Source organism: Paraburkholderia acidipaludis NBRC 101816 (assembly GCF_000684975.1).
Classification (GTDB): domain Bacteria; phylum Pseudomonadota; class Gammaproteobacteria; order Burkholderiales; family Burkholderiaceae; genus Paraburkholderia; species Paraburkholderia acidipaludis.
This window is the reverse complement of record NZ_BAXZ01000007.1, coordinates 165,921-178,189: the sequence shown is the minus strand read 5'-3', so window position 1 is coordinate 178,189 and position 12,269 is coordinate 165,921. Positions and strand designations below refer to the sequence as shown.

The following is a 12,269-nucleotide window of genomic DNA, read 5'->3' as shown; positions in this document are numbered from 1 at the left end:
ATCTGGACAAGCTATTCGGTTTAAGGGGGATTATCGTACGCGAGAGCGGCGCCCATAATCCGTCTCGTCCACCGCCGCTCGTGTGCGGTGCCAGTTCAGGAGAAAGACATGAAGCAGCTTCGACTCGGCGCAACGGGACCTGTCAGCTCGGCCATCGGCCTTGGCTGCATGGGTATGTCGGGCATGTATGGTCCGTCCGACCGCGCGGAGAGCATCGCCACCATTCACGCCGCGTTGGAGGCGGGCGTGACCTTGCTTGACACCGGCGACTTCTACGGCTCGGGCCACAACGAATTGCTGATCGCCGAAGCGCTGAAGAGCGCGCCGCCCTCGCGGCGCGACGCCGCGATCGTCAGCGTGAAGTTCGGGGCGATGCGCGATCCGGCGGGCGGCTGGTCGCTCTATGATGCGCGTCCCGCCGCGGTGAAGAACTTTCTCGCCTATTCGCTGCAGCGGCTGGGCGTGGACCACATCGACATCTACCGGCCTGCGCGCCTCGACCCGAACGTGCCGATCGAGGAAACCGTGGGCACGATCGGCGACATGATCAAGGCGGGCCATGTGCGGCACGTCGGCCTTTCCGAGGTCGGCGCGGCGACGATCCGCCGTGCCGCCGCCGCGCACCCCGTCTGCGACTTGCAGATCGAGTACTCGCTGATCTCGCGCGGCATCGAAGACGAGATTCTGCCGGTCTGCCGCGAACTCGGCATCGGCATTACCGCTTATGGCGTGCTTTCGCGCGGGCTCATCAGCGGGCACTGGCAGAAGAGCGCGGCGGGCGCCGGCGATTTTCGCGCCTATAGCCCGCGCTTCCAGGGCGAGAACGTGGATCGCAATCTCGCGCTCGTCGAGGCGCTGCGAACGGTAGCAGAGAAGAAGGGCACGACGGTGGCACAGATCGCGATTGCCTGGGTGGCCGCCCAGGGCGACGACATCGTGCCGCTGATCGGCGCGCGCCGCCGCGATCGGCTGACCGAAGCGTTGGGCGCGCTGCATGTGGTCCTGAGCGCGGACGATCTCGCGGCCATCGAGCGTGCGGTGCCGAGAGGCGCGGCCGCTGGCGAGCGTTACGCCGCGGCGCAGATGGCGCACCTCGACAGCGAGCGCAGCCACGGAGCGTGAAGGCGTAGTCGAGTTTGGCTGGCGCACGCGGCGTAGGCCCTGCGCCGGTTGCCTGCGAGGCGCGCGGTTATCGGACTAGCGGACCGCGCGCCGCTCCATCCAGCGCCGGTAACGTTTCGTCTGGCAGGTGGCGGAGAGTTGCTGCAGCAGCAGTGCCTTGAGCGGCGAGACGCCGGGACGCGTTGCACGCCCCTGGCTTAGCCGCGTGAGCTGAAACTTGACGACCGCCATGTTGGCGAGCGATCCGAGCACCTTGTTTTTCCACGCAATCGGACGCAGAGTCGGTACGGTATCCTGACCATTTTTCCATGCGCGCGGCAGATAAGGGTCGATGGACAGCGCCGTGGCGATGCCGACCATGGCGATTCCGCTCTCCACGACCTGTTCGGCCACGGCCCGGCGGCGTATCCCGCCCGTCACCATCAAGGGCATCTGCGCAATGGCGGCAATGTCGCGCCCGAACTCGAGGAAATACGCCTCGCGCGCCAGCGTGCGCCCATCTCGCGCTTCGCCCTGCATGGCGGGAACCTCATAGCTGCCGCCCGAGAGTTCCACCAGATCGACGCCGAGCGGGTTGAGCATCTCGACCACGCGCCGCGCGTCTTCGGGGCTGAAGCCGCCACGCTGGAAGTCCGCCGAATTGAGCTTCACCGCCACCGCGAAGCCCGGCTGCACCACGCTGCGCACGGATCGCACGATATCGACCAGCAGGCGCGCGCGATTCTCGATGCTGCCGCCCCACTGGTCCTCGCGGCGGTTCGTGATCGGGGAAAGGAACTGGCTCAGCAGATAGCCGTGCGCCGCATGGATCTCGACTCCCGTGAAGCCGCTTTGCTCGGCAAGCTGGGCACTCTTCGTGAAGCGCTGCCGCACCTCGGCGATGTCCTGCTCCGTCATGGCGCGCGGCACGGGAAACTGCTTCGAGAGTGAGCCGAGTTCGAGCGCGACCGCTGAGGGCGCCAGCGTGGCCTGGCCGAGCGCGGCCTGCATCTGCCGGCCCGGATGATTGATCTGCAGCCACACTTGCGCGCCATGTGTCCGCGCGATCTGCGCCCAGCGGCGAAAACGGTCCAGATGCGTGTCGTCTTCTAGCACGACGCCATTCGGTCCGGTCATGGCGCGGCTGTCGACCATGACGTTGCCGGTCAGGATCAGGCCCGCTTCGCCTTGCGCCCAGGCTTCGTACAGCCGCAGGAGTGCTTCGGACGGCGCATGGTCCGCGTCGGCCATGTTTTCCTCCATGGCCGCCTTGGCGACGCGATTCGGAATTGCGGCGCCATTGGGCAGGGCGAGCGGTGTGAAGAGTTTCATCGGTATATCCCCGGTTGACGATGTTGGGACCTTAACCTTAAAGTCAACTTTAATGTCAAGTGCGGGGCGAACGGATGAAGATAGGCGAACTGGCGAGGTTGAGCGGGATTGCTGCCTCGCGGATCCGGTTTTATGAGGCGCAAGGGCTGCTTCAGCCCGCGCAGCGTCAGGCGAACGGATATCGCGAATATGGCGCGGAAACCGTGACGCGGCTGGAGATTATCGATCGCGCGCAGAGCGCGGGATTTTCGCTCGACGAAATCCGCGCGATTCTGCCGCCGGACATGAACGCGTGGCCGCACGAGGCGTTGATCGAGGCGCTTCGGAGCAAGGTGGGCGAGATCGAACGGCTGGAGCGGCGACTGGCGGAGACCAAACAGCATCTCGTTGCGCTTGCCGGCGATATAGAAAGCCGTGTGGAAGGCGAGGACTGCGCTGGGGCGGCCAGGCGTGTGCTGGAAAAAATGCGCCGAAGGACTATCGGGCAGCGGTGAACCGAACGGCTATTCGCTACGCCATGGCGATTCGCGCACAAAAGACGAATGGCGAGCCACGGCGAATTTTCATGAGCAATATTCGAGTCTGGTGATGGCGTCGGATGATCGTCGATCGCCAATGAAAGCCGGCTTACCGTTACGTCCGCTCACCCGGCTCATCCACCCCAACACCCAGTTCAGCGGCCAGCCGCTCGACGAGCGCGCGCAGTCGTACCACCTCTTCGGCAAGCCGCTCGTGTTCGCCGCGCAACGCTTCGAAATCCGCGAACGAGACGGCATGGCCGGCCCCCGCCGCATCGCCAGCCGCCGCGGCGCCCGCGCTCATTTCCACCTCGCCGCACAGCAGATGTATCCAGCGGTTCTCGCGCTCGCCGGGCGCGCGCGGCAGCTTCACGACGAGCGGCGGCTCGCGCTCGGCCAGTTCGTCGAGGAAGGCCTCGACCGACGACACGTCCGCGAAGCCGTGCAGCCGTGCCGAGTTCAGGCGCAACTCGGCCGCTGTCTGCGCGCCGCGCAGCAGAATCACCGTCAGCAACGCCACGGCCTGGCCCGGAATGCCCAGCACGCGATTCAGGTTGTGCTCGAAACGCGGCACGCGGCTGCTGCTGCCCTCGAACACGAGGCTCAGGTGCTTGAGGTCCTCGATGGCGCTGAGCACCTCGGTCTCGCTGACGTTCATCACCGGCGTGCGCGCCGTCTTCTGGTTGCAGCCCGACGTCAACGCGTTGAGCGACAGCGGGTAGGTGTCCGGTACCGTGTGCTGTTTCTCGACCAGCACGCCCAGAATGCGCGCCTCGAGTTGCGTGAGGGTGCGCAGGGGGCGCGGCGAGGCGCTATCGGCGGAAGAATTCATGGTCAAACCCGGCAGTGAAAGATCATTCGTGGGGGGAGATCATACGCGCATCGTGTGCACCGCCCTAGCGCCCCCCGTCATGTTTTCTCTCGTTTCCTGCCTTATTCCTTGCCCTGTTCCTTTAGGCGTTTGCGGTGCGCGGCAACCTTCGCGCGATTGCCGCAGAGCGCCATGCTGCACCAGCGGCGGGCGTGGCCGCGCGTGTGATCGGCGAACAGCAGCGTGCAGCGCGGCCCCTCGCACGCTTTCACATGCGTGAAATCCTCTTCGCACACGAGCTTCGCCATGGCCTCGGCTATCGGCAGCAGCAAGGCGTCCGGCGACGTCCAGCGCCGGTATGCGCGTAGCGCCAGGGCCGGCGCATCGCCGTCGGCGGCCGCCACGATGGCTTCATGCCGCTCGTCTTGAGCGAGCAACTGATTGAGGGGTTCGAGGTCGTCGAGATCGCGCGCCGTCAGCGGTTTCCCCTTGCGGGAACGCACGAAGCCCCTGAACCATTCGCGCAGCGCTCGTGCTTGCGCGGCCATGGCGTCCAGCTCGTCCTGCGTAGCTCGCGCGCGCAATTGCGCGAGCACGGCGGCCGGCACGAGATCCGTCTGCGCGAGCCATGCGAGCAGACCTTCCCCGTCGCTCACCCAGTCCACGGGTTCGTCCACGGGCGTCGCGACGGAGTTCAGGAAGTCGAGGCCCAATGCGTCGGCCACGAGTATCGCGGGGGTTTGACGATAGTCCATTGCTGACCACGAATTAAATGATATTGGGCGAAATGTAACCGTTAAAAATTCGCTTGACAAGTTACATGTGCGGTTAGTAACCTTTAAAACAACATCAAACAGGTTACTGATCGAGGCGGAGTCTGACTGCCGGGACGGTGGCCACTTTCCCTGGAGGAATGCGACATGGCATCCGAGAACGTAAGCGTGGTGCTCGCCCATGGAGCCTGGGCGGACGGATCGAGCTGGAGCAAGGTGATTGGCTGTCTGGAGGCGGCTGGCGTCGAGGCAATCGCGGCGCCGTTGCCGCTCACCTCGCTCGGCGACGACGTGGCGGCGCTCGGGCGGGCGATAGGGCGGGCCGCGGGACCGGTCGTGCTGGCGGGGCATGCCTATGCCGGCGCGGTGATCGGTGCGGCGCGGGCCGAAGCGGTTCGGGCGCTGGTTTATGTGGCGGCGCTCGCGCCTGACGAAGGCGAAACGGTGGCCGACGTGTTTTATCGCGGCGAAACGCATCCGTTGGCGCCGAAGCTCGCTCCCGATAGAGACGGCTGGATCTGGCTGCCGCACGACGCTTTTGCCAGCGCCTTTGCCCAGGACGCGACCTCGCAGGAACTGGCGGTGTTGGCCGCCGTGCAGCGTCCCATCGCGCCGGCATGCATCGGCGAAGCCGTGGCGCGCCCGCTGTGGCGGGATGTGCCGGCGTGGTTCCTCGTCGCCGGGCGCGACCGCATGATCGATCCGGCCACTCAGCATTTCATGGCGCGTCGCATGAACGCAAACGTGCGTTCCCACGACGCCGATCACACCCCCCTCGTGACGGCGCCCGACGCCGTCGCGCAGATCATTCTCGAAGCGGTGCGCTCAGCCGCTGGCCGCTGAACGCGCTGTTTCGTCGTTTCCTCTGGAGGCAAACCATGTCCAGGATTTCGTACCGTCATGCCGATGTGGACGGTTTCAACGTGTTCTATCGCGAGGCCGGCCGTCGCGACGCGCCGAAGCTGTTGCTGCTGCACGGCTTTCCGACTTCGAGCCACATGTTCCGCGATCTGATACCGAAGCTCGCCGGGCGTTTCCATCTGGTCGCGCCGGATCTGCCCGGTTTCGGCCAGTCGGACCTGCCGTCGCGCGATCGCTTCGCTTATACGTTCGAGAACATCGCCAGCGTGATCGACCGCTTCACGGAGGTGATCGGCTTCGATCGCTATGCGGTGTACGTCTTCGATTACGGTGCGCCGACCGGCTTCCGGCTGGCTCTCAAGCATCCCGAAAGAATTACGGCGATCGTTTCGCAGAACGGAAATGCCTACGAAGAAGGTTTGAGCGACGGCTGGAATCCGATCCGCGCGTATTGGGGCGCGCGGACGGCCGCGAACCGCGAGGCGCTGCGCGCGTTCCTCGCGCCCGAAACGACGAAGTGGCAGTACACGCATGGCGTGCCCGATGCGGCAGCGGTGTCGCCGGACGGCTACACGCTCGACAACCACTATCTCGCGCGCGACGGCGTGGCCGAAATCCAGCTCGATCTGTTTGGCGACTATGGCAGTAACGTGGCCCTGTATCCGGCTTTCCAGCAATACTTCCGCACGCATCAGCCGCCGTTTCTCGCCGTGTGGGGCAGGAACGATCCGTTCTTCCTTCCGGCCGGCGCGGAAGCGTTCCGGCGGGATTTGCCGCAAGCGGTCGTGCGTTTCTTCGACACGGGTCATTTCGCGCTCGAAACCCACGCTGCGGAAATTGCCGAGGCCACTGCCGGATTTCTCGTGCGCTAATCTCAAAGCGCGAGCACGGGCCTTTATCGATTCACCTTCATGGAGAGAGTGATGTCCACGAGAGTTGCCATTGTCACGGGTGCGAGCCAGGGAATCGGCCGTTCAACTGCAATCCGGCTGGCGCGGGACTTCGGCGCCGTCGCGCTGGTCGCGCGCAATCGGGCGAACCTGGAAGAAACGGCGGGCGAGGTGGAGCGCGCGGGGGCCAAGGCGCTCGTGATCGAACTCGACCTCGCGGATCCCGAGGCGGCCCAGCAGGTTGTCGACCGCACGCTGGCGGCGTTTGGCCGCATCGACGCGTTGCTCAACATCGCCGGCGCGGTCCCGCAGATCGACGTGTTCGAGATGACCGACGACGAGTGGGAACGAGGGCTGGCGCTGAAGCTGCATGGCGCGCGGCGTCTCACGATTGCGGCGTGGCCGGCGCTGAAGGCGGCATCAGGTTCGGTCGTGCTGATGTCCGGTAATTCCGCGCTGTTCCCGAAGGCGCCGTATGCCGCCGTGGGCACGATCAACGCTGCCATCGTGGCGCTGGCGAAAGCGTTTTCCGACCGCGGCATTGCGGACGGCGTGCAGGTGAACAGCGTGCTGCCCGGGCCGGTGATGACGGGGCGGCGTCGCTCGTATCTCGAACACTGGGCGCCGCTGCACGATATGACGGTGGAGGAGGCCACGGCCAGATTCCCGGCGGAAGCGGGTATTGCCCGCTACGGTATGCCCGAGGAGATTGCCGAACTGATGGCGTTCGTCGTCTCGCCGGCGGCGCACTGGATGACGGGGTCGACGCTGCGCATGGACGGCGGCGAGGTGAAGTCGGTGTAAGCCCGCGTATTGCGGACGAGGGTGATGGCCGTTGCGGCTTGCCTGAACCGGGCGCTTCGAGCCTCGCGCAGAACGAGGCTTGAAGCGCCGGGCGCCGCTTAGCCGCGCGGCGGGATGTTCAGTCCGCGCGCGACTGCCGGGCGCGCGACGAATGCTTCGAGCGCGCGCGTGACGTGCGGAAAGTCCTGGATGCCGACCAGATCGCCTGCTTCATAGAAGCCGATCAGATTGCGCACCCACGGGAACGTGGCCATGTCCGCAATGGTGTAGTGCTCGCCCATGATCCATGCGCGGCCCGCGAGGCGCTCGTTGAGCACGTTGAGCAGGCGGCGCGACTCGGCGACATAGCGGTCGCGGGGACGCTTGTCCTCGTACTCCTTGCCGGCGAAACGGTGGAAGAAGCCCACCTGACCGAACATCGGACCCATGCCGCCCATCTGGAACATGAGCCACTGGATGGTCTCGTAGCGCTCGTTGCCTGCCTGAGCGAGGAACTGACCGGACTTGTCGGCGAGATAAATGAGGATCGCACCCGACTCGAACAGGGCGAGCGGCCGGCCTTCGGGGCCGTTGGGGTCGAGGATCGCGGGAATCTTGTTGTTGGGATTGAGCGAAAGGAACTCGGGCGTCATCTGGTCGTTGGCGTCGAAGCGCACCAGATGCACTTCATAGGGCAGCCCGGTTTCCTCCAGCATGATCGAGGCCTTGACGCCGTTGGGCGTGGGCAGCGAATAGAGCTGGATGCGGTCGGGATGCCGGGCCGGCCACTTGCGCGTGATGGGGAAGGCGGAAAGGTCGTTCATGCGGGCATCCTGTTGCTGATAGCTTGCTGGCCTGAATTGGCCGGGTTGGCCAGTTTAGAGGAAATGGCGAGTGTGCGCCGGGCGGCAGATAGCGTTCCCGGCTGAACGGAGGTTACGAAACGCTGCGCTTTGACGCAGCACCAACCGCACGTTCCCGGGCGCGCCGCCCTCAGCTCGGCGGCATCGATTGCTGCACGAGGAGCAGATTCTGCGGCACCACGCGAATCAGGCCGCCGCGCGGACTGTCGATGTCCGCGATCAGCGAAAGCGAGAGCGAAACGGTGATGGGCAGGATGACGAGCAGCACGCGCCGGCCGGTTTCTCCGCGCACGCCATAGCCTTGCATGAGGTTGCTGAAGAAGGCGATCAGCAGCATGAGCCCCCAGGCCGATGCCGGAATGCGATTGAGCCAGGCCGCCTGGGTATAGCCCTGGGTGTTGAGGACATCGTTCATGCCGGCCACGACAAGCGCCGTGATGGGATTGGGCTGTGCCGCAGCCGCGTCGCGCGCGCCTGCCCAGAGCTGGCCCTGGAGGTCGGCAGTCTTGTTGTTGATCGCTTCCAGTTGTTTTGCATCGCTTGTCGTGTAGTACTCGATGCGCAACGCCAGGTACTGCGCGAGCAGGGCCTTCACCTTCGCCGATCCCGCGCCGCCGATCAGATCGGCGCGCACATATTCCGTGCCGATCGCATTGGCTTCCTCTTCCTCGTAGTTCTTGCGCTGGTCGTAGCGGCCGACTGCCATCGAAAGCGTGAAGCCGATCAGCAGCGCGAGCAGGGTGAGCGTGGCGCCCTGCACGACGTTGTAGTTTTCGCGGGTTTCCTCATGGAGCGGATGGAAGCGGTGCAGCACGACAGCCCCGAGCGCGGCGGCCGCGGAAAGCAGGACGATCAGCGTGACGAAAAGGAACGCGGGATGATCGACGAGTTGTGCCATTGCGGCGGCTCCAGGTGGAAGAGGGCGCCTGGTGTCGGTTTCGCCGCCGAACCAGGCATATATCCGGCACAAGGCGAAGCCGATTCTATTTGAAATTCGAGATGACGGGTGCCTGGGTGCTTATAAGGCCAGGAGGCTATGAGGCTTCGCAGGTCGGGCCATCCCAGCCATCGCGGTATGTCGGCAAGTCATCCTGAATATCGATCACACGCACATGCCGTTGAAGCTGCTCTGGCGTGTGCTGTGGCGTGTCCATTGGCGGGCCCGAACCATCTGCATTCCTTAGAAAGGGTAATGACGCGGCGTGGTCTGCAGCGTGATCCAGCGCAGTTCGGTGAACTCGGCGATGCCTGCCTTGCCGCCGAAGCGCCCGAAGCCGCTGTCCTTGACGCCGCCGAACGGCATCTGCGCTTCGTCGTGCACGGTCGGCCCATTGATGTGGCAGATGCCGGATTCGATGCGCCGCGCCACGTTGAGCGCCCGCGCGCTGTCGCGGCTGAACACGGCCGAGGAGAGCCCATACGGATTGTCGTTCGCCCAGGCGATCGCGGCTTCCTCGCCGCGCACGCGGACAATGGGCTTCACGGGGCCGAACGATTCGTCGTGGTAGATGCGCATCTCGGGCGTCACGTGGTCCAGCAGCGTCGCCGGCATCAGCGTGGTGTCGGCCTTGCCGCCGCATACGAGCGTCGCGCCTTTCGCCAGCGCGTCGTCGATCAGCGCATTGCAGCGTTCGACCGTGCTCATGTCGACCACGGAGCCGAGCACGACCGGCCCCTTGCGCGGATCGCCGAGCGGCAGTGCACGGGCGCGCGCGGCCAGCTTGTCGACGAAGGCGTCGGCGATCGATTCGTCGACGATGATGCGTTCGGTCGACATGCAGATTTGCCCCGAGTTCGCGAAGGCGCCGAAGACGGCGGCATTGACTGCGGCGTCGAGGTCGGCGTCGTCGAGCACGACGAGCGGCGCCTTGCCGCCCAGTTCGAGCACGGCGGGCTTCAGATGGCGCGCGCATTGCTCCGCCACCAGGCGGCCGACGCGCGTGGAGCCCGTGAAGTTCACGCGCCGCACCTTGGAATGCGCAATCATTGCCTCCACGATGCGAGCGGCGTCCGCCGGCGCGTTCGTCACGAAGTTCACGGCGCCGCGCGGCAGGCCGGCTTCCTGCATGGCTTCGACGATGAGGCCATGCGTGGCGGGGCAGATTTCCGAGCCCTTCAGCACGACCGTATTGCCGCACGCGAGCGGCAGTGCGATGGCGCGCACGGCGAGGATCACGGGCGCATTCCATGGCGCGATGCCGAGCACGACGCCGGCGGGTTGGCGCACGCCCATCGCGAGACTGCCGGGCACGTCGGAGGGAATCAGCTCGCCGCCGATCTGCGTGGTCATGGCGGCGGCCTCGATCAGACCCTGGGCCGCGAGATGCACGTTGAAGCCGGCCCACAGGCCCGAGGCGCCGGTTTCGGCCGCCATGGCCGCCGCGAACGCATCGGCCTTTGCTTCGAGCGCGTGTGCGGCCTTCGTGAGCAGCGCACGGCGCTCGCCGGGCCCGAGCGCCGACCAGGCCGGGAAGGCGCGCGCGGCGGCATCCACGGCAGCGCGCGCGTCTTCGACGGAAGCGGCGGGCGCCCGTGAGGCAACGGTGCCGTCCAGCGGATTGCGGCGCTCGAATGTGGCGCCGTCGCGCGCAGACGCCTTTTCGCCGTCGATCAGCATTGCTACGGTTTGCATGGTTTGTCTCCTCGATAATCGTGATGGGTATTAGAGAGCGGGGTTACGCGACGACCACTTCGACGAGCGCAGGCCCTGGCGACGAGAGCGCGTTTTGCAGCGCTCCGTGCAACTCGGACGCAACGCTTACGCGCACGCCAGGACAGCCCATGCCGGCCGCGATCGTGACGAAGTCGAGGCCCGGCAGGTCGGTGCCCTGGACCGGATCGCCGGGGCCGAAACCGAACACCGGCGCGAAATCCTGCAGCGCCGCGTAGCGCGTGTTGTTCAGGATAACGAAAGTGATGGGCAGGCGCAGCTGCGCGGCGCTCCAGATCGCCTGGATCGAGTACATGCTGGAGCCGTCGCCTATCAGCGCGATCACGCGCTTGCGAGGCGTGGCGAGCGCCACGCCCACCGCGGCAGGCATGCCGTAGCCGAGGCCGCCGCTGTCCATGGTCAGGAAGCCGCCCGCGCGCTCGATCGGCAGGTAGGTCTGCATGACGGGGCGGGCGCTGGGCGCTTCCTCCACAACGATGTCGTTGCCGTTGTTGCTGTGGCGCGCTTCGTTGAGCGTCTGCAACGCGAATGCCACCGACATGCGTTCTCCAGGGGACGGCGGCAGCGCACGCGGCGGCGTCGGCCGCGGTGCGGGCAAGGCACGCTCGCGAGGCGCCGGGCGCGCGAGCAGGTCGCGCACGCCGAGCCGCACATTGCCGACGGCGATCAGGCCTTGCGGCGTCCACGCAGCCGTGCCCGGATCGTCGATCAACTGGCACAGCGGCGCGCCGGGCGGCACATGCGGGCCGCGCCCCTCCACGTGGTAAGTGAACGCCGGTGCGCCGAGTGCGAAGACGAGATCGTGGCCGCCGAGCGTTTCGACGATGCGCTCGCGCATGGCGGGCAGGAAGCCGGCGAAGAGGCGATGGGTTTCCGGAAAGCTGCAGCGTCCCGTCATGGGCGCGACGTAGACGCGCGCGCGATGCCGCTCGGCGAGTTGAACCACGTCCTCGACGGCGTGCGCGCGGTCCACGGCCCCGCCCACCACGAACGCGGGCCGCTCGCACGCATCGAGCAGCGCGCCGATGCGCGCGAGCATCGCCGGATCGGGCCGCATGACATGGGCGACCTCGCGCTCGGGCACGAGCGCGGACGGCCGGTCCCAATCGTCGACGGGAATCGAGACGAACACGGGGCCGCGCGGCTCCTGCATGGCGATTGCCCAGGCCCGCGCGATGGCGAGCGGGACGTCTTCGGCGCGCGCGGGCTCGATGCTCCATTTCACATAGGGCTTCGGCAGCTCGGTCGCCTGGGTCGCGGCGAGGAACGGGTCGAACGGCAGGATCGAGCGCGCCTGCTGACCGGCGGTGATGACGAGCGGCGTGCGGTTGCGGAACGCCGTGAAGATATTGCCCATGGCATTGCCGACGCCGGCCGCCGAATGCAGGTTTACGAGCGCCGTGCGGCCGCTCGCCTGGGCATAGCCGTCGGCCATGCCGACGACGACCGCCTCGTGCAGGCCCAGCACATAACGGAAATCGGCCGGGAAATCGCGGAACATCGGCAACTCGGTCGAGCCGGGGTTCGCGAAGATCGACGTCATGCCGACACGGCGTGCGAAGTCGATCACGGCGTCGCGCACGGTCCTGCCCTGCGCGGTGTCAGCCGGTTTGTCCTGTTGAGGCGCACTGCCTGCCATTGGGTGTCTCCTTGTACGGGGCGCGTT

The 12,269-nt window shown here is 66.3% G+C and carries 12 protein-coding genes; 5 read left to right on the top strand and 7 right to left on the bottom strand.

What is annotated here, in order from left to right:
* Positions 1-108 precede the first annotated feature (108 nt).
* Positions 109-1,122 carry an aldo/keto reductase gene (locus BAC01S_RS11180; protein ID WP_027794842.1) on the top strand — a complete coding sequence of 338 codons (1,014 nt, stop codon included), beginning with the start codon at positions 109-111 and terminating at the stop codon, positions 1,120-1,122.
* Between the two features lie 75 nt (positions 1,123-1,197).
* On the opposite strand, the gene BAC01S_RS11175 is transcribed toward BAC01S_RS11180, so the two are convergent.
* Entirely contained in the window at positions 1,198-2,433 is a 1,236-nt protein-coding gene (locus BAC01S_RS11175) for an NADH:flavin oxidoreductase/NADH oxidase family protein (RefSeq protein WP_027794841.1), read from the bottom strand.
* Between the two features lie 74 nt (positions 2,434-2,507).
* Here BAC01S_RS11175 and BAC01S_RS11170 point away from each other — a divergent pair, with 74 nt between their 5' ends.
* On the top strand, positions 2,508-2,927 hold the full coding sequence (locus BAC01S_RS11170) for a MerR family transcriptional regulator (protein WP_027794840.1): 420 nt from the start codon (positions 2,508-2,510) through the stop codon (positions 2,925-2,927).
* A 139-nt stretch (positions 2,928-3,066) separates the two neighbouring features.
* Here the strand turns inward: BAC01S_RS11170 and BAC01S_RS11165 are convergent, their stop codons facing one another.
* Positions 3,067-3,783: a YceH family protein gene (locus BAC01S_RS11165; protein ID WP_027794839.1), complete on the bottom strand. Its 717-nt coding sequence runs from the start codon at positions 3,781-3,783 to the stop codon at positions 3,067-3,069.
* Between the two features lie 101 nt (positions 3,784-3,884).
* A complete protein-coding gene (locus BAC01S_RS11160; protein WP_027794838.1) occupies positions 3,885-4,517 on the bottom strand; it encodes a CGNR zinc finger domain-containing protein in 633 nt (210 codons plus the stop codon).
* Between the two features lie 165 nt (positions 4,518-4,682).
* On the opposite strand from BAC01S_RS11160, the gene BAC01S_RS11155 reads away from it, so the two are divergent.
* From BAC01S_RS11155 to BAC01S_RS11145, 3 genes are read left to right on the top strand one after another with little or no spacing between them, the layout of a single operon-like run.
* Positions 4,683-5,378 carry an alpha/beta fold hydrolase gene (locus BAC01S_RS11155; protein ID WP_027794837.1) on the top strand — a complete coding sequence of 232 codons (696 nt, stop codon included), beginning with the start codon at positions 4,683-4,685 and terminating at the stop codon, positions 5,376-5,378.
* Between the two features lie 35 nt (positions 5,379-5,413).
* Entirely contained in the window at positions 5,414-6,268 is an 855-nt protein-coding gene (locus BAC01S_RS11150) for an alpha/beta fold hydrolase (RefSeq protein WP_027794836.1), read from the top strand.
* Positions 6,269-6,319: 51 nt separating this feature from the next.
* Entirely contained in the window at positions 6,320-7,090 is a 771-nt protein-coding gene (locus BAC01S_RS11145; protein WP_027794835.1) for an SDR family oxidoreductase, read from the top strand.
* 98 nt (positions 7,091-7,188) lie between these two features.
* Here the strand turns inward: BAC01S_RS11145 and BAC01S_RS11140 are convergent, their stop codons facing one another.
* From BAC01S_RS11140 to mdlC, 4 genes are all read right to left on the bottom strand, one after another.
* Positions 7,189-7,893 carry a glutathione S-transferase N-terminal domain-containing protein gene (locus BAC01S_RS11140; RefSeq protein WP_027794834.1) on the bottom strand — a complete coding sequence of 235 codons (705 nt, stop codon included), beginning with the start codon at positions 7,891-7,893 and terminating at the stop codon, positions 7,189-7,191.
* 169 nt (positions 7,894-8,062) lie between these two features.
* On the bottom strand, positions 8,063-8,830 hold the full coding sequence (locus BAC01S_RS11135; protein WP_027794833.1) for a bestrophin-like domain: 768 nt from the start codon (positions 8,828-8,830) through the stop codon (positions 8,063-8,065).
* A gap of 282 nt (positions 8,831-9,112) precedes the next feature.
* Positions 9,113-10,564, bottom strand: coding sequence for an aldehyde dehydrogenase (locus BAC01S_RS11130; protein ID WP_027794832.1), 1,452 nt, complete (start codon positions 10,562-10,564; stop codon positions 9,113-9,115).
* A gap of 43 nt (positions 10,565-10,607) precedes the next feature.
* Complete coding sequence (gene mdlC / locus BAC01S_RS11125) at positions 10,608-12,242, bottom strand: benzoylformate decarboxylase (protein ID WP_027794831.1); 1,635 nt, start codon at positions 12,240-12,242, stop codon at positions 10,608-10,610.
* Positions 12,243-12,269 lie beyond the last annotated feature (27 nt).

What these genes read in the sequence shown, in the direction of transcription:
- BAC01S_RS11180 (WP_027794842.1), top strand. Translation starts at nt 109, where the DNA reads ATGAAGCAGCTTCGACTCGGCGCAACGGGACCTGTCAGCTCGGCCATC.
- BAC01S_RS11175 (WP_027794841.1), bottom strand. Translation starts at nt 2,433, where the DNA reads ATGAAACTCTTCACACCGCTCGCCCTGCCCAATGGCGCCGCAATTCCG.
- BAC01S_RS11170 (WP_027794840.1), top strand. Translation starts at nt 2,508, where the DNA reads ATGAAGATAGGCGAACTGGCGAGGTTGAGCGGGATTGCTGCCTCGCGG.
- BAC01S_RS11165 (WP_027794839.1), bottom strand. Translation starts at nt 3,783, where the DNA reads ATGAATTCTTCCGCCGATAGCGCCTCGCCGCGCCCCCTGCGCACCCTC.
- BAC01S_RS11160 (WP_027794838.1), bottom strand. Translation starts at nt 4,517, where the DNA reads ATGGACTATCGTCAAACCCCCGCGATACTCGTGGCCGACGCATTGGGC.
- BAC01S_RS11155 (WP_027794837.1), top strand. Translation starts at nt 4,683, where the DNA reads ATGGCATCCGAGAACGTAAGCGTGGTGCTCGCCCATGGAGCCTGGGCG.
- BAC01S_RS11150 (WP_027794836.1), top strand. Translation starts at nt 5,414, where the DNA reads ATGTCCAGGATTTCGTACCGTCATGCCGATGTGGACGGTTTCAACGTG.
- BAC01S_RS11145 (WP_027794835.1), top strand. Translation starts at nt 6,320, where the DNA reads ATGTCCACGAGAGTTGCCATTGTCACGGGTGCGAGCCAGGGAATCGGC.
- BAC01S_RS11140 (WP_027794834.1), bottom strand. Translation starts at nt 7,893, where the DNA reads ATGAACGACCTTTCCGCCTTCCCCATCACGCGCAAGTGGCCGGCCCGG.
- BAC01S_RS11135 (WP_027794833.1), bottom strand. Translation starts at nt 8,830, where the DNA reads ATGGCACAACTCGTCGATCATCCCGCGTTCCTTTTCGTCACGCTGATC.
- BAC01S_RS11130 (WP_027794832.1), bottom strand. Translation starts at nt 10,564, where the DNA reads ATGCAAACCGTAGCAATGCTGATCGACGGCGAAAAGGCGTCTGCGCGC.
- mdlC (WP_027794831.1), bottom strand. Translation starts at nt 12,242, where the DNA reads ATGGCAGGCAGTGCGCCTCAACAGGACAAACCGGCTGACACCGCGCAG.